This window comes from Paraburkholderia sp. MM6662-R1, assembly GCF_050436245.1.
GTDB classification, from domain to species: domain Bacteria; phylum Pseudomonadota; class Gammaproteobacteria; order Burkholderiales; family Burkholderiaceae; genus Paraburkholderia; species Paraburkholderia tuberum.
Genome location: NZ_JBNDLV010000004.1, coordinates 670,415 through 693,200, shown reverse-complemented (window position 1 = coordinate 693,200; position 22,786 = coordinate 670,415). Strand labels below are relative to the sequence as shown.

Here is a 22,786-nt window from a genome sequence, read left to right as displayed (position 1 = left end):
TAGACGTTGACGAAGAGAAAGACCCCCGAGGAATTGCGTAGTCATCGCTGGTACGGCGCGAACGATCTGCGTTCGTTCGGCCACCGCTCGCGCACCGCGCAGATGGGCTACAACCGCGACGAATACGCGGGCAAGCCGGTCATCGCGATTCTGAACACGTGGAGCGAGATCAATCCGTGCCACACGCATTTCAAGCAGCGCGTCGAGGAAGTGAAACGCGGCATCTGGCAGGCCGGCGGCTTTCCGATCGAGCTGCCTGTGCAGACGCTGTCCGAGCCGTTCCAGAAGCCCACCACGATGCTGTACCGCAATTTCCTCGCGATGGAAGCCGAGGAGATGCTGCGCTCGTATCCCGCCGACGGCGTCGTGTTGATGGGCGGCTGCGACAAGACCACGCCCGCTTTGTTGATGGGCGCGATCTCGATGGATCTGCCCGCCATCTTTCTGCCTGCCGGCCCGATGCTGCGCGGCAACTGGAACGGCGTGACGCTCGGCTCGGGTTCCGATTCATGGCGCTACTGGGCCGAACTGCGCGCGGGCACGCTGACGCCGGACGACTGGCAGGGCGTCGAGGGTGGCATCGCGCGCTCGCCCGGTCACTGCATGACGATGGGCACCGCATCGACGATGACGAGCGCGGCCGAAGCGCTGGGCTTCACGCTGCCCGGCTTCGCGTCGATTCCCGCGCCCGATTCGCGGCATGCGCAGATGGCCGCGCAAACCGGCATGCGTATCGTCGAGATGGTGTGGGAGGATCTGAAGCCGTCGGACCTGATCACGGCGGCATCGGTCGATAACGCGGTGACGACTTGTGTCGCGCTGTCCGGGTCGACCAATTCGGTTGTGCATATGATCGCGCTTGCACGGCGCGCGGGCATCGAGTTGACGCTCGACCGCTTCGACGAGATCGCGCGCCGCACGCCCGTGCTCGCGAACATCAGACCGACCGGCGCCTATCTGATGGAGGACTTTTTCTACGCGGGCGGTTTGCGCGGGCTGCTCGCGGAACTGGGCGAACTGATCGACGGCTCGCAGAAAACCGTGAACGGCCGCACGCTCGGCGAGAACCTTGCCGGCGCGCGCATTTTCAACGACGACGTGATCCGCCGCCGCACGAATCCGCTACTGCGCGACAGCAGCCTCGCGGTACTGCGCGGCAATCTCGCGCCCGACGGCGCCGTGATCAAGCCGGGTGCGGCCGAGCCGCATCTGCTCGTGCATACGGGCCGTGCGGTCGTGTTCAGCGACTACGACGACATGGCCGCGCGCATCGACGACGACGCGCTCGACATCGACGAAAGCTGCGTGCTCGTGCTGCAGCACGCGGGGCCGGTCGGCGCGGGCATGCCCGAATGGGGTCAACTGCCGATTCCGCGCAAGCTGCTGCAAAAAGGCGTGCGCGACATGGTGCGCATCTCTGACGCGCGGATGAGCGGCACGAGCTATGGCGCGTGCGTGCTGCACGCGGCGCCCGAGGCATTCGTCGGTGGGCCGCTGGCGTTGGTGCGAAGCGGCGATCTGATCGAGCTCGATGTGCCGCGCCGCAGGCTGAATCTGCTGGTATCGGACGAAGAGCTCGCGCGCCGCAAGGCCGCGTGGGTCAAACCCGCTGCGCGCTTCGAGCGCGGCTATGGCGCCCTGCATCAGGCGCACGTGATGCAGGCGGATCAAGGCTGCGATTTCGACTTCCTGCAGCGCGGCGGCGTGAGTCCCGATAGCTCGGGCGAGCCGGAGATTCACTGAGGTTCAATACCCCACGCGATACACGCGCCCCGTCTGCGCCCCCTCCACACTGCGCAGATAAGCAAGCGCCGCGCGTTGCGCGCTGACGGGCTCGAAGCCGCGAAAGAACGGCGCGTAAGCCTCCATCGACTCGGTCAGCACGGTCGGACTCACCACGTTGATGCGCAGCCCGCGCGGCAGTTCGATCGCGGCGCCGCGCACGAAGCCCTCGAGCGCGAGATTGACGGTCGTCGCGCTCGCTCCTTGCGGGATCGGCTCGTCGCCCAGAATGCCGCTCGTCAGCGTGAACGATCCGCCGTCGTTCACATACGGCAGCGCCGCGAATACGACGTTGATCTGGCCCATCAGCTTGTCGCGCAGCCCGACCCAGAACTGCTCGATGCTCATCTGCTCCAGCGGACCGAAATGCACCTTGCCGGTCGCGGTGACGACGCCGTCCACCTTGCCGATGTCGCGAAACAGCCGCTCGACGCTCGCCGGGTCCGTGCTATCGACGTGATATTGCCCGCGCGTCGCGCCCACCTCGATCACTTCGTGACGCGCCTTCAGCTCCGCGCGGATCGCCTGGCCCAGCGTGCCCGTGGCACCGATGACGACGATTCTTTTCATCCGCAACTCCGTTAAACGAACCCACGTTAAAACCAAGCAAAGCACGCACCAGAATAAAACAGTGCGTGCTGCGTGATTGCCTGATAAATCGGAATAAACCCGGTAATTCAAACGCGCGCGTATAAAGGGATGATACGCGCGCGCCTATTTCACCCGATGTAATTCGATTACGCGCGCAGGCCGCAAATGATTGAGCGCATAGTGAATGCGGCCACGATCGTGGCGCTGTCCGACCGGACGCGGGTCGTCGTACTGATGGTCGGCCGAGTAGACGTCGAGCGGCTCGGCCATGCCCTTGTCGATCACCGAATAGCCCGGCTCGAGCGCGAGCAGCAGGTGGTTGCCGCCGACCCTGCTGTCGAAGCCGGCCATGCCATCGAGCGACTCGGGCACGCTGTTGTCGAGCGTCGCATTGCTGGTCGTGACCGCGTCGGGCGAGATCGCGCCGTGGCCGGCCAGACGGGCTGCTTCGCGGTTCTTGCCGTCGGTGTCGACCGTGCTGTCGTGCGTGCGGTCGTTGTGCAGGTCCGTGCTTCGTGGGTCCTTCGGGTCCGGTTTCGTACCGGCGTTTTCGGGTTTGCTGATCGCGCTGTTCATCGTGCATTCTCCTGAAGCAAACATTCGAAGAAAGAGCAAAAGCCGTTCCGACTGACACGGCGCCGCGGTGCGCGGGAGTCGCGATGCGTTGTCCGCCATCCTTCGATGCGAGTGGCGTTACCTCGCGATTAAACGGCGATGACGTCCGCGATTCATTTCGTTTTTTTCAATGGACGCGTATTTTCTACAGAGTATGATCTTACTCCTGCGACCGACGCGCGGATAAATTGACGGCATGCTCCGGCTGCTCCGGCATGGTGGGAAAAACTAACAAACAAATGGCCGCGCGACTGAGAAAATGTTACGGGGCTTCAGGGGCGGGTGACTCATGCACTTCGATGCTGCATTCACACATCGCGGCTATCTTTTGAATTGCGAACCGGCGCGCTCGGGCGACGGCTCCTGGCAACCGTATGTGGTGATCTCGCGCTCGAGCGACGGCGAACTGGTCGCTAACCGTTTCTTTCCCACGGAACTGCGCTTCTCCGACGAAGCCGCTGCCATCGCGCACGCGCGCGATTGGGCAGTGCGCTGGATCGACGCGAGCAGTCTGACTATCTGAAGTCAGGGAACGATGCGTGCGTGCCAGCGCACGTCGACGCAATGAATCCGAGCCGACCTGCGCGCTGCCGGGCGGGCACCGTTAAAACGCGGTAATCTCTGCTCGATAACCACTTCGAACCGTGCACGCCGCACGGCGCCGTCCCTTATGCCCAACGAGCCTTCCCATAACTGGGGCCTTGAACAGATCGTCGCCGACCTGCGCGCCTCGCGCGAGCAATTGCATCGCACGCGGCATCCGCTCGGCATTCGCGAATTGCCATCGCGCGAAGCGGTGGTCAATATCGTGGCCGGTCTGCGCGCCGCGATGTTCCCGACGCATTACGGCGCGCCCGATCTAACCGACGAAACGGTCGACTACTACGTCGGCCACACGCTCGAAAGCACGTTGCGGCTGCTCGCCGAACAGATTCGCCGCGCGCTGCGCTTCCTGCCCGAGTTCGGCGAGACGCCGGACGCCGAGTTGCGGGAGCGCGCGTTCGCGGTGGCGCGCGAGTTCGCGACGCAACTGGCGGGCATACGCGCGCTGCTCGTCAGCGACATCCAGGCTGCGTACACCGGCGACCCCGCCGCGCAGCACATCACCGAAATCCTGCTGTGCTATCCGGGCGTGTGGGCGATGACGCATCATCGGCTCGCGCATGCGCTGCATCGGCTCGGCGTGCCGCTGCTGGCGCGCTTCATCAACGAGATTGCGCACTCGGCGACCGGCATCGACATTCACCCGGGCGCGACGATCGGGCCGAGCTTCTTCATCGATCACGGCACCGGCGTGGTGATCGGCGAGACAGCGATCATCGGCGAGCGCGTGCGCGTGTACCAGGCGGTCACGCTCGGCGCGAAGAGCTTCGCGGCCGATGAGGACGGCACGCTGATCAAGGGCAATGCCCGGCATCCGATCGTCGAGGACGATGTCGTGATCTACGCGGGCGCGACGATTCTCGGACGCGTGACGATCGGGCGCGGGTCGGTGATCGGCGGCAACGTGTGGCTCACGCATAGCGTGCCGCCGGGCAGCAGCGTATCGCAAGGCAAGGTCCGCGAAGGAGAGCGCACCGACAACGGACGGCAATGATGCACGGCTAGCCGCCGCGCCCGCACGCCGGGCCGATAGCATCGCGCTGCGCCTAGCCGATCGGCCAATGGCGCAACCACGGCAACGCATGCATGCCATGCAGCCACACATGCTCGCCGATAAACCACGCGGCCGCCCAGGATGCCGCGACGACGATCAGATCGCAGTGCCCGCTATTCCATAGATTCAACGAATGTCGCCCGGCGATCCACGGCACGCCGAGCGGATTCGGCCAGTCGGCGAGCAGATGCATCAGGCCGCCGCACGCGAAGCCGAACGCGGGCGCCGCGAAGATCGAATGTCCGAGCGTGTGATACGACACCGCGAGCAGCGCGAGCCAGCCGATGCCCCAATGCGTCAACGTGCGATGCGTGATCCACAGCCGCCGCGCGCGCGACCACCATGCGACTTCGAGCCAGTCCGGCGCGGTGCTGCCGGCCACGCCGGCGATGAAGCTCAGCAGCACGCCAGCATGAAACGGACCGCTGCCGCTGCGCGCGACGATCGCCGCCGCGATGATGCCGGCTGCGAAACCGGTCGCATGATGCGCTTTGCTGGATGCCATCGAAACTCGCGGCACACGTGCCGCGCGAAAAACAAAGGGCGGCTATGTTCGCAGATGGGCGCGTAAAAAAATAGCCGATGCGCGAGATAAAAATTCGCGCACCGGCCTTCCGTGCATGACGCGCACGGCGTTCAAGCGCGCCGCGCCGCTCAGGTCGCGCAGCGCGCGATATCGAAGCGCATCTCCTCTTCGGGCGGATCGTCGGGCGCATTGGCCGGATGCACGACCTTGATGACCGTGTTGCCGTTGAGCGGGGTCAGCGTGACGAAGTACGAGTTGTGCGAATCGGCACCGACCGCAAGTTCGGTCGCCGCGCCGGCGTGCGAGGTGCGCACGCGCGGCAGACGTTCTTCGAGGCAGGCGGCGATGGACGCAGGCGTGCGTGACGACGACACGTACACGAGCGGTGCGGACGCATCGCGCGCGGAGCCGCCCGATGAACCGCAAGCGGCGAGGGTGGCGGTGAAGGCGACAGCTGGGGCAAGCAGGAGAAGTCTTTTCATGATCCTATCGTCGGCATTCCCGGTCATGCATGAATGGCACTTACTTAAGCCTACATGGAGGAGAAGACGCGGGTAAGTGCTTGAAGAGAAAGGGAGGGGGCTGATCCAGGGATTGATACGATGGTTGTTACCAGGCAAACACCGTCTCATTCCAAAGATCAGCCCCCATGGATCGTAATGCACGAAGTCATCACAGGCAAACACGAAGCAGGGTTCAAAGCCGGGCGTGCAGGGCCCAGGCGGTAGACTACTTCAACATACTGACGAGCCCGGGGCTGTTGGGCATAACGGAAGCGTATTTGCCAGAACATCGGGAACGGCTGTATCCGCCGACGGTGACACTGTCGATGTTCATGCGCCAGGCGCTGGAAGAGGACGCCTCCTGTCAGAAGGCAGTCAACGGGTGGGCGGCGCAGCGAGCTGCCGACGGGCTGCGGCCCATGAGTGTGCGTACGGGAGGCTACTGCCGCGCTCGCCAGAGACTGCCGCTGACGATGGTGCGGGAGTTGGCGCGCGAGACGGGGCGCCAACTGCATGAGCAGGCCGAGCCTGCCTGGAAGTGGCGCGGGCGCCCGGTCAAGCTGGTTGACGGCACCGGGATCTCGATGCCCGATACGCCGTCGAACCAGGCCCGTTTCCCGCAGTCCAGTGCTCAGGCCGAAGGAGTGGGCTTTCCATTGGCCTATCTGGTTGCGGTGATCTGTCTGGCAAGCGGCGCAGTACTGGAGTCGGCGGTCGGAACTTACGCGGGCAAAGGCAGCGGGGAGCTGACGGCGTTTCGCATGCTGCAAGGCACGTTTCGCAAAGGTGACGTGATCGTCGCCGATGCCTTGTACTGCCACTACTTTCTGATGGCCTCAATGATCGCCGCCGGGGTGGACGTCGTGATGGAACAGCATGGGGCACGCCGCACCGACTTTCGGCGAGGCCGGTCCCTGGGCACGCGCGATCACATTGTGACGTGGCCCAAACCCCGGCAGCGTCCCGACTGGATGACGCATGAGCAGTACCAGGCCTTACCCGATGAACTGATGGTGCGCGAGTCCAGGCTGCATCACCGGGTGCTGGTCACCACGATGCTTGATGCACGCAAGACCAGCAAACAGGACCTCTCGCAGTTGTACGCCAGGCGCTGGAACGTGGAACTGGATCTACGTAACATCAAGACGACGATGGGCATGGATGTGCTGCATTGCCAGACTGCCCACATGAACGAAAAGGAGATCTGGGTCCATCTGCTGGCCTACAACGTGATTCGGCTGCTGATGGCTCAGGCCGCCAGTCACCATGCCACTGACCCGAGAACACTGAGTTTCAAACACACGGTGCAGTTATGGACTGAATGGCTGGCCAGAGGTCTGACGGCAACTCACAACCAGAGTCTCCTGTTCAACCTGATCACGCAGTCTTGCGTTGGGAGTCGCCCCGGTCGCATCGAACCACGAATGCGCAAACGAAGACCGAAGTCCTACCCATGGCTGAAAGAGCCTCGTCACATCGCACGTGAGCGCGTCCAAAAATATGGGCACGCTCCACGGGCTTAAGTAAGTGCCATTCGGTCATGCATGGGAAGGTGAGGCGCGGGCGAAGCGCGATGCGCTGACGTACAGCGCGATGCTTCGCGACGAAGCTGCCGTGCAGGCGGCGCGGTTTCGCGGCGTCGCACGGCGGCCGGGGCAGTATACCGAGCATGTGTCGACGTCGTCACTAGCGCGGCCATGCGTTTATTGGTCTGACGGCAAACCGCCGTCAGAAGCGATGCCGCAGACCGACTGCCGCGGCGACCTGGTTGCCGGTCGACGACGGCGCAAGCGTATTGATCGCCGCGACGTTCGCGCCGAATCGGCATTCGAGCGAAAGTTGCTGCTTGCGCCCCGTTGACTGTCGATTCGCAGCGAAGTGTAATTGCCGCTATGCGGATATTTAATTGCGCGCCTTACGACGGTTTATTTCCGAATCGGGGATTATGTGAATTAATCGCGTAAGTGCAGGTCCGCAAAAGGAAATTATTTTTACGATGAATGGCGGGAGCCTCGCGGCGAGCAGAAGGGCAAAGCGGACGAGGCCGTTTGCGCTGATTCCCACGGTTTTGCGCAATGCAGTCTTTCGAAGAAAGCCTTAAATCGAGGGGGGATGCCACTTATAATTTTGATAGACCCCTTCGACCAAAGGGTGTCTTTTTCATTTTTACACGCGGCTTTCGGGCCGCGTTTTTTTATCTGAAATTTAAAGCGGATTTATACATCGTCGCGTAGGTGAATATAACTTTTCGCGTGTTGAGCGGCTGCGCCGTTCCGAACGCGCCTTGTCCGTTCGTCAGAGCGAGCAGGGCCAAGCGGCTGGGCAGGTAGAATCGCGGGTTCGAAATCTGTTTGTGCGCCCCGCGAAGTGAGTGAACCTGTGATGACCGACACGCCCTTTCCCTCGACCGACACGAATGCCGAGTTCCTCGGACCGGACGACAGCGTGCATGAAGAACGTCTGTGGCGCGACAACGGCTGGACCGCGCGCATCATCAAGAACGAAGACGACGAAGGCTGGGCCGTCGAAATGATCAAGGACGGCGAGGCGGAGCCTGCGCTCGTCGGACCGTGGACGATGGGCCGCAACAAGAAGGATCCGAAGCCGCTCGACGTATCGGCATTCAACGCGCTCGTGAAAACCGCGGCGGAAGTGCTGCGTCGTCACGAGCAGCAGCTGCGCGCGCAACTGCACAAGACGGTGCGTGTGCCGAGCGCGGACGGCAACGGCGAACTCGACATCATGCTCGACATCGTCCCCGACGAAGACGAGCCGTATGCACTGTTGAGCGCGCTCGATATTTTCGGCGAGCAGATCGCGCAAGTGCAGGTTGCGCCGACGTTCAAGCTCAGCAAGGCGAGCGCCGCGGCGTGGGTGGCAAACGAGTTTCGTCGGCCGGGGTAAGTGGCGGTTGTAGGCGCAGTTGCGTCGTGATCGGATCCGCTGGTCGCTGACACTGCCGGCGATCATGGCGCAGTTGGCAGAGCGGCGCTGCTATTTCACTGGCCACTCCAAGTGGCTCGTGGTCGAAGATATCGACGATCGTGGCGAAACGGTCGAATACGACGTCTCGCCAAACCCTAGCTGCGCTTGCAGAAAATCGCGGTGATGAGCGGCGCGACGTGATGCACGATTGCCGTGCTGCCGGCGTTTTCAAGCGCGCTTTTAACATTGTCGTCGCTGCCGAACACGACCGCGCCATATGCGGACTGGGCGACCGGTTCGCCGTCGCCGACCCGGAACATCGGGTCGTCCTTTTCGAAGCCCACCACCGCGAATACGCGGAAACCGAACGCGGTCAGATGCGCATCGGGCATCGGCGAGAACGCGTTGATCGAGTTGCTTTCGACGTGACTTGGCTTCGGTTTGATCAGCTGCTGCTGCATCAGATCGGCAATGAACTGGTGGCCGCTCTCATTGCATGTCAGCGGCGCGTCGAGCTCCACGGCGAACGAGGAAAGGGGCAGCGCGGCGGCGGCGGCAAACAGCAGAGGGACAAGGAGACGGTTCATAAGCGTAGGCGGGCGTCAACAGTCGATGTCGTGGATTAGCAACCACTGCGCCATCCCCCCCGGAGGGCACGAGCGCGGTGCTGCACATCGAACAGATTTTGCATGACTGGCACAACGGGATTCGCACTTTACAGCGATTCGGTGAATTCCGCTTTGTGACGGACACACGAACGGTATCTGCAAATTGCAGAGAAACGTATGGCATAACAGCAAGCTTTCAGAATCCCGTATATATTTCCGCCTTATGACTTCGCAACCCCGACCTCCAATCAACGTTCCGCCGCCACGTACGTGGGACGCCCGCCTCGCCCGCCGGCTCGTGACACCGCTAGTCGACACCTGGGTCACCCCGAACCATTTGACCACGCTGCGCCTGCTGATCGGCGTCGCAGGCGCGCTGTGCCTTGCGCACGGGGGATTCGCGTGGGCCAATGCGGGCGCACTGCTGATCGTCCTGTCGAATTTCGTCGATCACACGGACGGCGAACTCGCGCGAGTGGGCGGCAAGTCGAGCCGCATCGGTCATTTTTACGACCTCGCCTGTGATGCGCTCGTGACCGTGATGCTGTTCGTCGGCATGGGTATCGGTGTCGGCGGCGCGCAGATCGACGCTTTGAAGCTCGCGCCCGGCGTGCTCGGCGCGGTGGCTGGTGTCGCGGTCGCCCTGATCTTCTTTTTGCGCATGCGGATCGAGGAAATGGTCGGCAAGGCCGGCACGAAGCAGGCGTCGATGGGGGGCTTCGAAACCGAGGACGTGCTGTACCTGCTGCCCATCGTCACGCTGACAAATGTCGTCGCGCCGTTCGTGGTGGTCGCGTCGATCGGCGCGCCGCTGTTCGCCGTATGGGTGGTGATCGACTACTGGCGCGTCGCGCGCCGTAGCGCTCGCCCGACGGCCAAGGCCGCCAGCGCGTCTGAATCCCGTCAACAGTGGGCCAGCAAATGAATCTGCACGCCGAAGACGACGTGATTGCGCCCGTGTCGTCAGGCACGCCCGTGGCGGCGCTCACGCCCGCGCCCGATGCCGACCGCGCGGTCGCGAGCCGTACCCGCACGTTCGACAACGCGCGTCTGCGTAAAGACTTCGCCGCGCAGGACGCGTTTCTGTATCTGGACGATTTCCTTGCGCCGGAAGTGACCGCGCAGCTGGTACACAGCGCGCGCGCACTGCTCGACGAAGTGAACCGCAACTATCTGCCGGGTCACAAGCAGGGCGGCAGTGTCAGCCGCCATACGATCGACCGTCTCGCGCCGTTCATCGCCGAGCTGTATCGCTCGAAGGAGTTGATCGGCTGGCTCGAGCAGCTGAGCGGCGATCAGTTGCAGGTGTCGCCCGCCGACGATCCGCACGCATACGCGCTCTACTACTACACGCGCCCCGGCGACCATATCGGCTGGCACTACGATACTTCGTATTACGAGGGACGCCGCTACACGCTGCTGCTCGGCGTGATCGACGAATCGTCGTGCCGGCTCGACTACGAACTGCATACGCGCAATCCGGAGGTGCCGGACCAGCCGGGCTCGGTGCAGATTCCGCCGGGCGGCCTCGTGTTTTTCGATGGCGACAAGCTGCGTCATCGCATCACGGCGGCCGGGCCGAACGAGATGCGTGTGTCGCTGACGTTCGAATACGTCACCGATCCCAACATGCGGCCGTGGCGCCGCTTCCTTTCCAACATGAAGGACGCGATCGCGTACTTCGGTTTCCGCCAGGTGTTCCGTCAGATGGCCTCGCGCGGCAAGGACGCCGCGTGAGTCGGGCGGCCCTGCTTCTGCTGTCGATCGGCTCGGCGCTGTTCGTCGGCCTGCTCGCCTGGCAGGGCTTCGGCTCGGTGGCGTCGACCTTGCTCGCAGCCGGCTGGGGCCTCGCGGTCGTCGCCGCGTTCCACGTGGTGCCGCTCGTGCTCGATGCGGCTGCGATCGCCGTGCTGTTCAGGCGCGACCACCCCTCGCGTGACGGTGCGCATGAAGGTCCGGCAAGCGGTGCAACCAGCCGCCCGACGAGCGCTGCACGAGCCGAACCCTCGCTGCGCAATGCGCTGTCCGCGCGCTGGATCGGCGAGTCGGTGAATAGCCTGCTGCCCGCTGGGCAGATCGGCGGCCCGGTGGTGATGGTGCGTCAACTGTCGCAGCGCGGCATGCTGCTGCGCGACGCGGCCGCCGCGATCACCGTCAGCACGACCTGGCAGGCGCTCGCGCAAATCGTGTTCGCGCTCGGTGGCCTCGCGATGTTCGGCGCGTACGCCGCGCATGGCACGCTGCACGACCTGCGCACCGCAACGCTGATTGCGACCGGCGTGCTCGGCGCGCTGATCGCCGCGTTCTACTTCGCGCAGCGGCGCGGTCTGTTCGGCCGGCTGCTGGGCGTGGTGTCGAAGGTGTTCGGCAAGCGCGACTGGTCGTCGCTGATGACGCGCGCGGAAGCCGTCGATGCCGCCGTGCAGTCGCTGTACCGCGAGCGCGGCCGCGTGGCGGCGAGCTTTGCGCTGAGCCTCGTGGGATGGGTCGTCGGCACGGCCGAGGTATGGCTCGCGCTGCGTTTTCTCGGTCATCCGGTCGGCTGGATCGACGCGCTGCTGCTGGAAAGCATCGGCCAGGCGATTCGCGGCGCGGCCTTCATGATCCCGGGCTCGCTCGGCGTGCAGGAGGGCGGCTATCTGCTGCTCGCGCCGCTGGTGGGTTTGCCGCCCGACGCGGCGCTGGCGTTGTCGCTCGCCAAGCGTGCGCGTGAACTCCTGCTGGGCCTGCCGGGCCTGCTTGTATTGCACTTCAGCGAACGAAGCTGGCAACGGCGGCGCGCTCCACGGCGTGTGCCGGTTGCCGATTGACCTCCGTACTTTTTTCAAAGGACCGCGCATGCGCGCAATCATTCTCGCAGCGGGCCTCGGCCTGCGTCTCCAGCAGCCGCCGCAAGCCCAGTTTCCGAAATGCCTGTTGCAGTTCGACGGCATGAGCCTGCTCGAACGGCATCTGCAGATGCTCAAAACCGCCGGCGTGACCGACGTCGTGCTGGCGCTCGGTTTCCAGCCGGAATCCGTGCAGGCGGAACTCGCGCGCATCGACTGGCCGCACAAGGTCGAGACCGTGCTCAATCCGCGCTTCGATCTTGGCAGCGTGCTGACCGTGCATACCGTTGCCGACGCGTTGACGCGCGGCGGCGACGTGCTGCTGATGGACGCCGACGTGCTGTACGACGAGCGCATCCTGAGCGCGCTGGTGGCGGGCGAGTCGGTGAACCGTCTGCTGATCGACCGCGATTTCGAAGCGGGCGACGAGCCCGTCAAGCTGTGCCTGAAGGACGGCGTGCCGGTCGAGTTGCGCAAGCAGCTCGCGGTCACTCTGGAGTACGACACGATCGGCGAGTCGGTCGGTTTCTTCCGCTTCCGCGAGGAAACCGCGCGACGCTTCACGCAGATCGTCGCGGGCTATATCGACAGCGGCCGCGCGAACATGCCGCACGAAGAGGCGGTGCGCGACCTGCTGCTCGAGCGCAGCCAGGTGTTCGACACGGCCGAGGTGAGCGGCGCGCCGTGGATCGAGATCGACTTTCCGAACGACGTCGCGCGCGCCGCCAACGAGATCCTGCCGCAGTTGCAGCCGCTCGTCAGCGCATCGCGCTGAGGCGTCCGTGCCGCGCGCGAAGATGCACGGCAGCGCGCGATGGCACCCGGCAAAACCCCTTCGCGCGACAACATTTGTTGTCGCCGCGATGCCATAATCGACGCTTTCCATTGATGGCTGGCCGCCCGTCGCCATGACAATGCTGCTCGCTTTAGGCGCTTTCATCGTTCCGCTGATCGTCGCGTGCGCGATGTTCATGGAAAACGTCGACGGCACGGTCATCGTGACGTCGCTGCCGGTTCTGGCACGCGACCTCGGTCATGATCCGATCACGCTGAAGCTTGCGGTCACCGCGTATGTGATCGGCCTTGGCGTCTTTATCCCGATCTGCGGCTGGGTCGCCGACCGCTTCGGTTCGCGCACCGTGTTCCGCACCGCGATCGGCATCTTCATGGCGGGCTCGCTGCTGTGCGCGGCCTCCACTTCGCTCGATACCTTCGTGCTCGCGCGCTTCGTGCAGGGCATCGGCGGCGCGCTGATGGTGCCGGTGGGCCGCATCATCATCTTCCGGTCGCTGCCGAAGTCGGAGTTCATTCGCGCGATGAACTATCTGACGGTGCCGGCGTTGCTCGGTCCGGTGGTCGGGCCGCCGCTCGGCGGCTTTATCACGACCTATCTGCACTGGCGTCTGATCTTCGTGATCAACGTGCCGATCGGCCTGCTCGGCATCTGGCTCACCAACAAATACATCGCCAATACGCGCGAGCCGCATCCGGGCCGGCTCGACTGGCTCGGCTTCGCGCTGTCGGCTAGCGGGGCTTCGCTGTTCATGCTCGGGCTCTCGCTGGTCGGCGGCGAACTGGTGTCGACGGGACAATCGGTCGGCATGTGCGTGACCGGCATCGTGTTGCTGCTGCTTTATGTGCTGTATGCGAGCCGCGTCGCGCTGCCGGTGCTCGATCTGCGTTTGCTGCGCATTCCAAGTTTTCATGCGAGCGTGATCGGCGGTTCGCTGTTTCGGATCGGTCTTGGCGCCGTGCCGTTCCTGTTGCCGCTCGCGTTGCAGGAAGGGCTCGGCATGACCGCGTTCAGAGCCGGCGCGATCACGTGCGCGTCCGCGTTCGGTTCGATCTTCATGAAGACGGTGGCGTCGCGCATTCTCGAACGCTTCGGCTTTCGTACCGTGCTGATGGTCAACGCCGCGTGCGCGGGTCTCGCGATCGCCGTGTACGGGTTGTTCTTTCCCGGCACGCCGCATTGGGTGATCTGGTGCATCGTGCTGGTGGGCGGCTTCTTTCCTTCTCTGCAATTCACGTCGCTCAATACGCTGGCCTATGCCGATATTCCGGGCAGCGACGTCGGCCGCGCGACGAGTGTCGCGAGCGTCATCCAGCAGATGTCGCTCGGCCTCGGCGTGACGATCTCGGGCATCGTGCTGCAGATTTCGCATCGTGTGCAAGGGCATCCGAACATCGTGTTCTCCGATTTCTGGCCGGCGTTTCTCGTCGTCGGTCTGTTCTCGTGCCTGTCGATTCCGATTACGCGGCGGCTGCCGCGAGACGCGGGCGATGAGATCTCGCGCGGCAGTCGCGGGCGCGCGTAAGCCATCATACGGATGCCGTCGTCGTCGATGAGGAGGTCATGAAGTTGTTTCGCAACGTCAAAGCTTCAACCAGTGCTTCGATCAGCGGTCTTGCCCTGATCGCAATCCTTTGCGTTTCAACCGGGTTTCTCGAGGCGGCGCCTGCTGTCGCGAAAGCGCCCGCGAAGACGCAACCGGCCGTGCTTGCCGGTTCGGCGATTGCGGTGCCGGACTCATACAGCGCCGATGCCGCCGAGCAGATCTTCAACGAAGGCGGCAATGCGGTCGATGCGGCCGCCGCGATCGCCTTCACCCTTGCGGTCACGTTCCCGGATGCGGGCAACATCGGCGGGGGCGGGTTCATGACGCTGTACGTCGACAACAAGCCTTATTTCCTCGACTATCGCGAACGCGCGCCGCTCGCCGCGACGAAGAACATGTATCTCGACGACAAGGGCGAGATCATCAAAGGCATGAGCCTGGTCGGCTATCGCGCGGTGGGCGTGCCGGGCACCGTCGACGGCATGTGGCAAGCGCAGCGCCGATTCGGCAAGCTGAAATGGCAGCAGGTGCTCGCGCCGGCTATTCACTATGCGCGCGACGGCTTCTTGGTCGCCCCGCAACTGCAGAAGCTGCGCGACGATGCGGCGAAGAACTTCGCGGGCAAGACCAATTTCGACACCTACTTCGGCAATCTGAAGCAGGGCGTCACCTTCAGGCAGCCTGACCTTGCCGCGGTCCTGCAGCGTATTTCCGATCAGGGCGCGAAAGATTTCTACACGGGCAAGACTGCGGATCTGATCGCCGCTTCAATGCGCGGCCACGGCCTGATCACGAAGGCCGATCTCGCGCAGTACAAGGCGGTTTGGCGCGAGCCGGTGCAGGCGAACTGGAACGGCTACCGCGTGATCACCGCGCCGCCGCCGAGTTCGGGCGGCGTCGGGCTCGTGCAACTGCTGAAGATGAAGGCCGATATCGCGCCCGAGTTCAAGAACGTGCCGCTCAATTCCGTGCAATACGTGCATCTGATCGCGGAGCTCGAGAAGCGCGTGTTCGCGGATCGCGCGCAGTATCTCGGCGACCCGGATTTCTACAAGGTGCCGGTCGCGCAACTGATCGACGACCCGTATCTGGCCAAGCGCGCGGCCGAGGTCGATCCGAATATGCCGTCGGACACGAAGAGCATTCAGCCGGGGCTCGGGACCTCGATGCCGGAGAAGGCGGAGACCACGCATTTTTCGGTGGTCGACAAATGGGGCAACGCGGTGTCGAACACATACACGCTGAACGGCGCGTTCGGCTCGGGCGTCGTGGTGGATCGGGCAGGCATCGCGCTGAACGACGAGATGGACGACTTCTCCGCGAAGCCGGGCGCCGCCAACATGTTCGATGTGGTCGGCAGCGACGTGAATGCGATCGAGCCGAAGAAGCGCCCGTTGTCGTCGATGGCGCCGACGATTCTGACGAAGGACGGCAAGGTCGCGCTCGTGATCGGCACGCCGGGCGGATCGCGGATCTTCACGACGATCTTCCAGGTGATCAACGACATCTACGACTTCGACATGCCGTTGCCGGATGCGCTCGCCGCGATGCGTTTCCATCACCAGCTATTGCCGCCGAATACGATCTATTCGGAGCCGTACAAGCCGATCGAGGGCGAACTCGCCCAGCAGCTCGAGGCGAAAGGCTACAAGCTGGAAGGGCAGGAATTCACCGGCGATGTTCAGGTGATCAGGATCGATGGGGACGAGCCGGAGGCGGCGGCCGATCCGCGCGGGCGAGGGGTGGCGCGGGTGGTTCGGTAGGGAGGAGAGCCGGTTGCAGCCATTCTCTTCGACGATCAGCCTAGTCCTGATCGACTTCGGGCCATAGTCTCGGGAATAGAAATCGAAGACTTTTCAATGGGAGACCGAACGAGAGATTGCCGCGATGGGAAGGCGAGTCGAGCAGTCCAATATCAAGTAGAGAGCGCGTAATCCGGCGAGCCAGAACATCAGTAACGCCAAGTATCTGATTGAATTCGGCGCGGCTGACTGCACGCCGCGTCGCCACAAACTCCATCGCCAGTGCCGAGGCCTCCGGTTTGATCACCGATTTTTCGGAGCCGATCATCCACGGATTCGAATCGAGGTAGCGCAATAGATCGAGCAGGCGATCTGCAATGCCATCGAACTCGGTCATACGAACCATAAAGCTTACCTGGTCCAGGCAGCAATCGAGAAAGAACCGCGCGAAACGCACTAGGCCTTCCTGGGATAGATTGCCTCGGCCATCGAGGTCATTGCGGCGCGTCTGGTCGGCTTCGCTCAATCTTGCGTAGTACAGCTCATGTTCGCGTGCGAGACCGCGAAGCGGAGACCATAGGCCATGCGTCAAGTCGGCCGATCGTAAAGCGAGATGTGAATGCAGACGTGCCACCCGGCCATTGCCGTCTGCGAACGGGTGAGTCCATGCCAACCGATGATGCGAGCAGGCGATGCCGATCAACTGATGGTCCTTGATCCGTAGGCGCGCATATCGCTTGGCCCATGCATCGAGCAATGGCGCGATCATTTCAGGTTCTGGCGCGAGATGCCGGCCCACGGTGACGTCCGATTTGCGAAGTTCGCCCGGCACGATTGGTTCGCCCTCGCTGGGCGGTTTCAAGAGTGAAGCGCAACAGCGGGTTTAATGTTTAGAGCCTTGAGGTTGACTTGCTGATGCGGGTGTCGCGAGCAAATCCCACTCTTCTTCGAGCGAGGATTCCGTTGCAATATGCGCCATCGCAAGGCGCTGCTTTTTGCGCTCGGCGACGTCAGCTGAATAGTCGCGCTTGAGAGCGGCCTCGATCCTGGCGGGCGTGGTGTGCTGGCCTTCGATCTTATTTGTGTAGTACGAATTCATCGCACGCAATTGCGGGACGAGCGCCGCGGCAAATGGCGTCCCGCTTACGGCAAGGAGCTTTTGCGATGAGTCGACGAGTTCGGTCGTGCGCTCGATCAGCGGATCCAATACCCGGTCCTCAGGAAACAAGGGTTCGAACGATACGACGGTCGTCATCGCGGATTGTAGGGTTTAATGTAGAGTTAGATGTTGTTGATTATATCGTTCAATAAATTGATTTATAAGGATTTTAATTATTTCTTGTAGAGTCTAATGTAGGGTTTGCGGTAGGGTGGCGCCTGACTGTCCACCCCGCAGTCCCCCGGCAATCCCCCGGCAATCCCCCATCACCCTGCCTGCTCCACCGGCGTCACCGTCAACTCCACCCGCTGCGCGCCGCGCAACACCGTCACGTTGACCGGCTTGTCGATACGCGAAGCATCGAGCGTGCGTTGCAGTGCATCCACATCCTGCACCGGCTGCGCGTCGATCGCGACGATCGTGTCGTCGGTGCGCAAGCCGCCGAGCGCCGCCGGACTGCCTTTGACGATCTCCATCACGCGCACGCCGCTTTGCGTGCCGAGCTCGAAGTAGCGCTGCACGCGCCGCGACAGCGGCGTCGTCGTGCCGGCCACGCCGATATACGCGCGTCGCACGCGACCGTGCGCGAAGATCTGCATGATGACCCACTTCGCGGTATCGATCGCGGTCGCAAAACAGATGGCCTGTGCGCCAGGAATGATCGCGGTATTCACGCCGATCACCTGACCCGCCGAATTGATCAGCGGTCCGCCCGAGTTGCCCGGATTCAATGCCGCGTCGGTCTGGATCACGTCGTAGATCATGCGGCCGGAGTTCGAGCGCAGCGACCGGCCGAGCGCCGAAACGACGCCGGTCGTCACGGTCTGTTGCAGCCCGAGCGGGTTGCCGACCGCAATGGCGATCTGCCCGACGCGCAGCTTCGATGATTCGCCGAGTTCGACATGCGGCAGCGGTTCCGGCGAACCGATGCGCAGCACCGCGAGATCGCTGCCGGGATCGTCGCCGACCAGATCGGCGTCGAACTTCGCGCCGTCGGCCAGCGTCACCTGGATATGCGTCGCGCCATGCACGACGTGGCTATTGGTCAGCAGGTAGCCGTCGGGCGTGAACAGGAAGCCCGAGCCAGTGCCGCCCCGCAAGCCGCGCCCATGCGCGGACGCGTCGCCGGGCAGCCGGCGTTCGACGGCGATAAACGCGACCGCCTGCTGCACGCGCTCCAGTGCACCGATCACGGTGCGGGAGTAGGCGTCGAGCAGCGCGTCGTCGTCGTGGGTCAAAAGGTCGGTGGATTGGGGCCCGGGGGCGTCGGATGCGGCGCTCGACAGGTCATCGATGAAGCGTGGGCGGCTTCCCATAACGATGCTCCGGATAGACGGGCTCCGAGATGCGGGGCGCCGCGCGAGTTTTCAAGTGCATCCCGGGGGCGTCGGCGGCGTCCCGGCCGCGCCGCCAGACCGGTGGCCACTGCCCGTGAGACACTTTCCCGGGCGGGCCGTCGCTCGTCGCTCGCTCGCGCCACGGAGACCCTGTTCATGTCCGCATCTAACGCTTCAGCGCCGCAATCCCCGCAGCCGGGTCCACGCATCGAGTCGCTCTGTGCGATCACGCTCGCCACCAGCGACATGCAGCGCGCCGTCGCGTTCTACGAAGCGCTCGGCTTCCCGATCAAGTTCGGCGGTCCGCGCGAGGCCTTCACGTCGTTCGCGTTCGGCAGTTCGTATTTGAACCTGATCGCTGATGCGCGCGCGCCGGTCAACTGGTGGGGGCGCGTGATCATCTACGTGTCGGACGTCGACGCGTTCCATGCCAGGGCGGTGGCAGCAGGCTTGCAGCCGACGTTCGCGCCGTCGGATGCGCCGTGGGGCGAGCGCTATTTTCATATCACCGATCCGGACGGCCACGAACTGAGCTTCGCGCGGCCGCTGCCCTAGCGGCGGAAGTCGGGGCAAACTCGCTATCATGGGGTTATCACGCATGTGCAGCGGCCGCCCACGCGGTAACACGGCTGACACCTCGCGCTTCGATAATCGAACGCGACCGCGTCGCGCTAGCCGCCGCGCGCCATCCCATTCCTGTTGCGAGGAGAGCCGCAATGAAAGAGCCGGACCCGAGACCCGATATCGAACTGATGGCGGAGCGGCAACGCCGTTTCGAGGAAGACCTCATCGATGCCTACGACGAAGAACTTGAAATGGAGGTCGACGACCGCATCATCGACGGCCCGGACGGCTTTACGCCCGAGCATCGCGAGGCGCGCAAGCAGTACTTCCGCGAACTGTTCCGGCTGCAGGGAGAACTGGTCAAGCTGCAGGACTGGATCGTCGCGACCGGGCACCGGCTCGTCGTGATCTTCGAGGGGCGCGACGCGGCCGGCAAGGGCGGCGCGATCAAGCGCATCACACAGCGCCTCAATCCGCGCGTGTGCCGCGTGGCCGCATTGCCCGCGCCGAACAATCGCGAGCGCACGCAATGGTATTTCCAGCGCTATGTATCGCATCTGCCGGCGGGCGGCGAGATGGTGCTATTCGATCGCAGCTGGTACAACCGCGCGGGCGTCGAGCGCGTGATGAACTTCTGCACCGACGAGGAATACGAAGAGTTTTTCCGCTCGGTGCCGGAGTTCGAAAAGATGCTGGCGCGCAGCGGCGTGCAGATCCTCAAGTACTGGTTTTCGATCACCGACGAAGAGCAGGAAATCCGCTTCCAGAACCGCATTCGCGATCCGCTCAAGCAGTGGAAGCTGAGTCCGATGGATCTGGAAAGCCGGCGCCGCTGGGAAGCCTATACGCTGGCGAAGGAGGTGATGCTGCAGCGCTCGCATATCCCCGAGGCGCCGTGGTGGGTCGTGCAGGCCGTCGACAAGAAACGCGCGCGCCTGAACTGCATTCGGCATCTGCTGAGCCAGGTGCCGTATCACGAGATCGAGCATCCGCAGATCGACTTGCCGTCGCGTGTCTATCACGAAGACTATAGCCGTCAGCCGGTGCCTCAGTCGATGATCGTGCCCGAGGTGTATTAAAAGCGGATCGTATGAAATAGCCGGCCAACGAAAAAGCGCGGTACGTATATCAGCGTACCGCGCTTTTCTTCTTGCTTCGCCCCGCCGGATCGGCGAACTCAGAACACCGAACGGAACACCCAGAACAGTGCGCCCGCGAGCGCGATCGACGCGGGCAACGTCAGCACCCATGCGAGGATCAGACTGCGCACCGTGGCCCATTGCAGACCCGAGCCGTTGGCCGCCATCGTGCCGGCCACGCCGGAAGAGAGCACATGGGTCGTCGACACCGGCAGACCGTAGAGGTCGGCGGCACCGATCGTGACCATCGCGACGAGTTCAGCCGACGCGCCCTGGCCGTACGTCAGATGCTGTTTGCCGATCTTCTCGCCCACCGTAACGACGATGCGCTTCCAGCCGACCATCGTGCCGAGACCCAGCGCGATCGCGACCGCCACCTTGACCCACGGCGGAATGAACTTGGTCGCGTGGTCGATCTGCGTTCTGAAGTTGGCGATGACCTTCGCGTCTTCGGGCGAGAACTGCGGCTGATTGGCCTTCTGCATCAGACGGATCGCCTCGGAGGTGACATACATGTTGTTGCGCACGTTATCGACGATGCCTTGCGGCACCGCGGCCATCGAGCCCGACTCGGCAACCTGGCGACCGATCTGCTCGGTCAGCTGCTGCAGCGCCGGCAGCGTGGCGGGCGTCAACTGACGGGTGCGCACGAAGGCCTCGACGTCGGCGCGCGGATCCGCGGAAGGCGCCGCGCCCTGCGTGTAGCGCGACAGCGTCGCCGCGGTTTGATGCGCGACCGCGACGAAGTTCTGCGTTTGCGCCGGCGTGACCGCCTTGTTGAGCGCGTAGGCGGTGGGCACGGTACCGATCAGGATCAGCATGATCAGCCCCATGCCTTTCTGGCCGTCGTTCGAGCCATGCGCGAACGACACGCCCGTGCAGGTCAGAATCAGCAGGCAGCGAATCCAGAACGGCGGCGGCTCCTTGCCCTTCGGCTCGGCATACAGCGCGGGCACGCGCACGACGGCCTTCAGGATCAGCAGCAGCAGGCCCGCAAGCAGAAAGCCCACGATCGGCGAAAACAGCAGCGACTTGCCGACGCCGAGCGCCTGATTCCAGTCCACGCCACTGGTGCCGTTCGCACCATGCAGCATCTGATTCATCAGACCTACGCCGATGATCGAGCCGATCAGCGTGTGCGAACTCGAAGACGGCAGGCCCAAAGACCACGTGCCCAGATTCCAGATGATCGCGGCGATCAGCAGCGCGAATACCATCGCGAAGCCGGCGCTGCTGCCAACCTGCAGAATCAACTCGACGGGCAGCAGTTGCAGCACGCCGAAGGCGACCGCTCCGCTCGACGTCAGCACGCCCAGAAAATTCCACGTGCCGGACCAGACCACCGCGATATTCGGCGTCAGCGAGTGGGTGTAGATGACGGTGGCGACCGCGTTGGCCGTATCGTGAAAGCCATTGACGAACTCGAAGCCGAGCGCGATCAGCAGCGCGACACCGAGCAGCAGATACGGCAGTACCGAGCTTTCGCGTACGGGCTGCAGATCGTCTATCAGATGAACGCCGCAGTACACGACGCCCGCGATGAGCAGGGCAACGAAAATAACCAGGCCCGCGTTACGGCCTTTGCCGCTGGCGGCGCCTGGTTGCGGATACGAAAGTTCCGGCATGACGTGAGCCCCAAAAAGTGGTCGCAGAGTTCTTGATGCTGCTTTCGCTGTGTGTCGCAACGATGACAACTACGTGACGGCATTGGGGGTGCGGGAAAAGCAGGCGCGGCGCGGCCTATGCCACGCCGCTCACGCCGGTAAATACTACGCAGGCTGGCGGACGGGAATAGTAAGATGTCCGAACCGGACTAAGCAAGTGATGAATAGCACGAGCGGCGAGTGGGCTTCGGTTGCGCTTACGATGCGCTGACTACTTCGCCGCTTGCGCTGCCACCGAGGGTGCGTTTATAAGCTTGCGCGACGATTTCCGCCGGTACCCCTTGCGACGGATCGCGGCCCATCGATTCGAGCGTTTCGGCGACCCACCCCGGGCTGACCACATTGACGCGGGCCTTGCCTCGCAACTCGAGCGCGGCCGAGCGCGCGAACGCTTCGACACCCGCATTGACGATGCTGACCGCGGCGCTGCCTTCCATCGGCTGTTGCGCAAGCACGCCGCTCGTCAGTGTGAACGAGCCGCCTTGCGACACATGGTCCACGCCGCAGCGCACCAGATTGACCTGCCCCATCAGTTTATTGGCAAGACTAAAAGAAAAGTCTTCGTCGCCAAGCGCCGCGAGCGGCGCGAATTTCGCGGAGCCGGCCGCGCAGATGATCGCATCGAAGCTGCCGGCTTGCGCATACATCGCTTCGATGCTGCGTTTGTCCGACAGGTCGACGTGCAGTTCGGAGCCTTTGCGGCTCGCGCCGACCACGTCATGCTCGGTGGCGAGCAGCCTCACGATGTGCGAACCGAGCAGGCCGGTCGCACCGACAACGAGTATTCGCATACATCCTCCTAAGGTC

Annotated in this window: 21 protein-coding genes and 1 pseudogene; 13 read left to right on the top strand and 9 right to left on the bottom strand. The window is 63.5% G+C overall.

The features are described 5' to 3' along the window. Nucleotides 1–6 precede the first annotated feature (6 nt). The gene (araD, locus tag OKW39_RS33020; protein ID WP_090807308.1) at nt 7–1,743 is read left to right on the top strand and encodes an L-arabinonate dehydratase; all 1,737 of its coding nucleotides are present in this window, start codon (nt 7–9) and stop codon (nt 1,741–1,743) included. Between the two features lie 3 nt (nt 1,744–1,746). On the opposite strand, the gene OKW39_RS33015 is transcribed toward araD, so the two are convergent. Together OKW39_RS33015 and OKW39_RS33010 are read right to left on the bottom strand one after the other, a co-directional pair. Continuing rightward, nucleotides 1,747–2,352: a short chain dehydrogenase gene (locus tag OKW39_RS33015; RefSeq protein ID WP_090807306.1), complete on the bottom strand. Its 606-nt coding sequence runs from the start codon at nt 2,350–2,352 to the stop codon at nt 1,747–1,749. 144 nt (nt 2,353–2,496) lie between these two features. After that, the gene (locus OKW39_RS33010) at nt 2,497–2,949 is read right to left on the bottom strand and encodes a DUF3005 domain-containing protein (RefSeq protein ID WP_184024819.1); all 453 of its coding nucleotides are present in this window, start codon (nt 2,947–2,949) and stop codon (nt 2,497–2,499) included. A 328-nt stretch (nt 2,950–3,277) separates the two neighbouring features. Here OKW39_RS33010 and OKW39_RS33005 point away from each other — a divergent pair, with 328 nt between their 5' ends. After that, complete coding sequence (locus OKW39_RS33005; RefSeq protein WP_013092363.1) at nt 3,278–3,511, top strand: hypothetical protein; 234 nt, start codon at nt 3,278–3,280, stop codon at nt 3,509–3,511. A gap of 147 nt (nt 3,512–3,658) precedes the next feature. Further along, nucleotides 3,659–4,585, top strand: a complete 927-nt coding sequence (gene epsC, locus OKW39_RS33000) for a serine O-acetyltransferase EpsC (protein WP_090807303.1) — start codon at nt 3,659–3,661, stop codon at nt 4,583–4,585. Nucleotides 4,586–4,637: 52 nt separating this feature from the next. Here the strand turns inward: epsC and OKW39_RS32995 are convergent, their stop codons facing one another. Further along, nucleotides 4,638–5,150, bottom strand: coding sequence for a metal-dependent hydrolase (locus OKW39_RS32995; protein WP_187613194.1), 513 nt, complete (start codon nt 5,148–5,150; stop codon nt 4,638–4,640). A gap of 149 nt (nt 5,151–5,299) precedes the next feature. Continuing rightward, nucleotides 5,300–5,680 carry a hypothetical protein gene (locus tag OKW39_RS32990; RefSeq protein ID WP_429564549.1) on the bottom strand — a complete coding sequence of 127 codons (381 nt, stop codon included), beginning with the start codon at nt 5,678–5,680 and terminating at the stop codon, nt 5,300–5,302. Between the two features lie 140 nt (nt 5,681–5,820). Here OKW39_RS32990 and OKW39_RS32985 point away from each other — a divergent pair, with 140 nt between their 5' ends. Both OKW39_RS32985 and OKW39_RS32980 read left to right on the top strand, forming a co-directional pair. Continuing rightward, complete coding sequence (locus OKW39_RS32985; protein ID WP_429564029.1) at nt 5,821–7,197, top strand: IS4 family transposase; 1,377 nt, start codon at nt 5,821–5,823, stop codon at nt 7,195–7,197. A gap of 859 nt (nt 7,198–8,056) precedes the next feature. Further along, nucleotides 8,057–8,578, top strand: a complete 522-nt coding sequence (locus OKW39_RS32980; protein WP_429333460.1) for a hypothetical protein — start codon at nt 8,057–8,059, stop codon at nt 8,576–8,578. A 176-nt stretch (nt 8,579–8,754) separates the two neighbouring features. On the opposite strand, the gene OKW39_RS32975 is transcribed toward OKW39_RS32980, so the two are convergent. Further along, a complete protein-coding gene (locus OKW39_RS32975; protein ID WP_187631301.1) occupies nt 8,755–9,186 on the bottom strand; it encodes a hypothetical protein in 432 nt (143 codons plus the stop codon). 244 nt (nt 9,187–9,430) lie between these two features. On the opposite strand from OKW39_RS32975, the gene OKW39_RS32970 reads away from it, so the two are divergent. The 6 genes from OKW39_RS32970 (at nt 9,431) to ggt (ending at nt 16,137) form a co-directional block, all read left to right on the top strand. Further along, nucleotides 9,431–10,132 (top strand): CDP-alcohol phosphatidyltransferase family protein, encoded by a 702-nt coding sequence (locus tag OKW39_RS32970; RefSeq protein WP_429564548.1) that lies wholly within the window; start codon nt 9,431–9,433, stop codon nt 10,130–10,132. Continuing rightward, entirely contained in the window at nt 10,129–10,944 is an 816-nt protein-coding gene (locus OKW39_RS32965) for a HalD/BesD family halogenase (RefSeq protein WP_429564547.1), read from the top strand. The genes OKW39_RS32970 and OKW39_RS32965 overlap by 4 nt, the downstream gene beginning before the upstream one ends. After that, nucleotides 10,941–12,017, top strand: coding sequence for a lysylphosphatidylglycerol synthase domain-containing protein (locus OKW39_RS32960; protein ID WP_429564546.1), 1,077 nt, complete (start codon nt 10,941–10,943; stop codon nt 12,015–12,017). The genes OKW39_RS32965 and OKW39_RS32960 overlap by 4 nt, the downstream gene beginning before the upstream one ends. A 28-nt stretch (nt 12,018–12,045) precedes the next feature. After that, complete coding sequence (locus tag OKW39_RS32955) at nt 12,046–12,810, top strand: NTP transferase domain-containing protein (protein WP_429333463.1); 765 nt, start codon at nt 12,046–12,048, stop codon at nt 12,808–12,810. 139 nt (nt 12,811–12,949) lie between these two features. Further along, entirely contained in the window at nt 12,950–14,353 is a 1,404-nt protein-coding gene (locus OKW39_RS32950) for an MFS transporter (protein ID WP_090810228.1), read from the top strand. 38 nt (nt 14,354–14,391) lie between these two features. Next, nucleotides 14,392–16,137 (top strand): gamma-glutamyltransferase, encoded by a 1,746-nt coding sequence (gene ggt, locus OKW39_RS32945; RefSeq protein ID WP_429564545.1) that lies wholly within the window; start codon nt 14,392–14,394, stop codon nt 16,135–16,137. Between the two features lie 40 nt (nt 16,138–16,177). On the opposite strand, the pseudogene OKW39_RS32940 reads toward ggt, so the two are convergent. Then, nucleotides 16,178–17,371 (bottom strand): annotated as a pseudogene (locus tag OKW39_RS32940) (Fic family protein). 170 nt (nt 17,372–17,541) lie between these two features. After that, on the bottom strand, nt 17,542–18,591 hold the full coding sequence (locus OKW39_RS32935; RefSeq protein WP_429364280.1) for a S1C family serine protease: 1,050 nt from the start codon (nt 18,589–18,591) through the stop codon (nt 17,542–17,544). Between the two features lie 177 nt (nt 18,592–18,768). Here OKW39_RS32935 and OKW39_RS32930 point away from each other — a divergent pair, with 177 nt between their 5' ends. Both OKW39_RS32930 and ppk2 read left to right on the top strand, forming a co-directional pair. After that, entirely contained in the window at nt 18,769–19,167 is a 399-nt protein-coding gene (locus OKW39_RS32930) for a VOC family protein (RefSeq protein WP_090807279.1), read from the top strand. A gap of 161 nt (nt 19,168–19,328) precedes the next feature. After that, on the top strand, nt 19,329–20,255 hold the full coding sequence (gene ppk2 / locus OKW39_RS32925; protein WP_429333466.1) for a polyphosphate kinase 2: 927 nt from the start codon (nt 19,329–19,331) through the stop codon (nt 20,253–20,255). A gap of 98 nt (nt 20,256–20,353) precedes the next feature. On the opposite strand, the gene OKW39_RS32920 is transcribed toward ppk2, so the two are convergent. Then, on the bottom strand, nt 20,354–21,940 hold the full coding sequence (locus OKW39_RS32920) for an inorganic phosphate transporter (protein ID WP_429364278.1): 1,587 nt from the start codon (nt 21,938–21,940) through the stop codon (nt 20,354–20,356). 236 nt (nt 21,941–22,176) lie between these two features. After that, complete coding sequence (locus OKW39_RS32915) at nt 22,177–22,770, bottom strand: short chain dehydrogenase (RefSeq protein WP_090807273.1); 594 nt, start codon at nt 22,768–22,770, stop codon at nt 22,177–22,179. Between the last annotated feature and the right edge of the window lie 16 nt (nt 22,771–22,786).

Excerpts from the sequence above, each read along its gene's own strand:
- OKW39_RS33015 (WP_090807306.1), bottom strand. The coding sequence starts at position 2,352 with ATGAAAAGAATCGTCGTCATCGGTGCCACGGGCACGCTGGGCCAGGCG.
- OKW39_RS33010 (WP_184024819.1), bottom strand. The coding sequence starts at position 2,949 with ATGAACAGCGCGATCAGCAAACCCGAAAACGCCGGTACGAAACCGGAC.
- OKW39_RS33005 (WP_013092363.1), top strand. The coding sequence starts at position 3,278 with ATGCACTTCGATGCTGCATTCACACATCGCGGCTATCTTTTGAATTGC.
- epsC (WP_090807303.1), top strand. The coding sequence starts at position 3,659 with ATGCCCAACGAGCCTTCCCATAACTGGGGCCTTGAACAGATCGTCGCC.
- OKW39_RS32995 (WP_187613194.1), bottom strand. The coding sequence starts at position 5,150 with ATGGCATCCAGCAAAGCGCATCATGCGACCGGTTTCGCAGCCGGCATC.
- OKW39_RS32990 (WP_429564549.1), bottom strand. The coding sequence starts at position 5,680 with ATGACCGGGAATGCCGACGATAGGATCATGAAAAGACTTCTCCTGCTT.
- OKW39_RS32985 (WP_429564029.1), top strand. The coding sequence starts at position 5,821 with ATGGATCGTAATGCACGAAGTCATCACAGGCAAACACGAAGCAGGGTT.
- OKW39_RS32980 (WP_429333460.1), top strand. The coding sequence starts at position 8,057 with ATGACCGACACGCCCTTTCCCTCGACCGACACGAATGCCGAGTTCCTC.
- OKW39_RS32975 (WP_187631301.1), bottom strand. The coding sequence starts at position 9,186 with ATGAACCGTCTCCTTGTCCCTCTGCTGTTTGCCGCCGCCGCCGCGCTG.
- OKW39_RS32970 (WP_429564548.1), top strand. The coding sequence starts at position 9,431 with ATGACTTCGCAACCCCGACCTCCAATCAACGTTCCGCCGCCACGTACG.
- OKW39_RS32965 (WP_429564547.1), top strand. The coding sequence starts at position 10,129 with ATGAATCTGCACGCCGAAGACGACGTGATTGCGCCCGTGTCGTCAGGC.
- OKW39_RS32955 (WP_429333463.1), top strand. The coding sequence starts at position 12,046 with ATGCGCGCAATCATTCTCGCAGCGGGCCTCGGCCTGCGTCTCCAGCAG.
- OKW39_RS32950 (WP_090810228.1), top strand. The coding sequence starts at position 12,950 with ATGCTGCTCGCTTTAGGCGCTTTCATCGTTCCGCTGATCGTCGCGTGC.
- ggt (WP_429564545.1), top strand. The coding sequence starts at position 14,392 with ATGAAGTTGTTTCGCAACGTCAAAGCTTCAACCAGTGCTTCGATCAGC.
- OKW39_RS32935 (WP_429364280.1), bottom strand. The coding sequence starts at position 18,591 with ATGGGAAGCCGCCCACGCTTCATCGATGACCTGTCGAGCGCCGCATCC.
- OKW39_RS32930 (WP_090807279.1), top strand. The coding sequence starts at position 18,769 with ATGTCCGCATCTAACGCTTCAGCGCCGCAATCCCCGCAGCCGGGTCCA.
- ppk2 (WP_429333466.1), top strand. The coding sequence starts at position 19,329 with ATGAAAGAGCCGGACCCGAGACCCGATATCGAACTGATGGCGGAGCGG.
- OKW39_RS32920 (WP_429364278.1), bottom strand. The coding sequence starts at position 21,940 with ATGCCGGAACTTTCGTATCCGCAACCAGGCGCCGCCAGCGGCAAAGGC.
- OKW39_RS32915 (WP_090807273.1), bottom strand. The coding sequence starts at position 22,770 with ATGCGAATACTCGTTGTCGGTGCGACCGGCCTGCTCGGTTCGCACATC.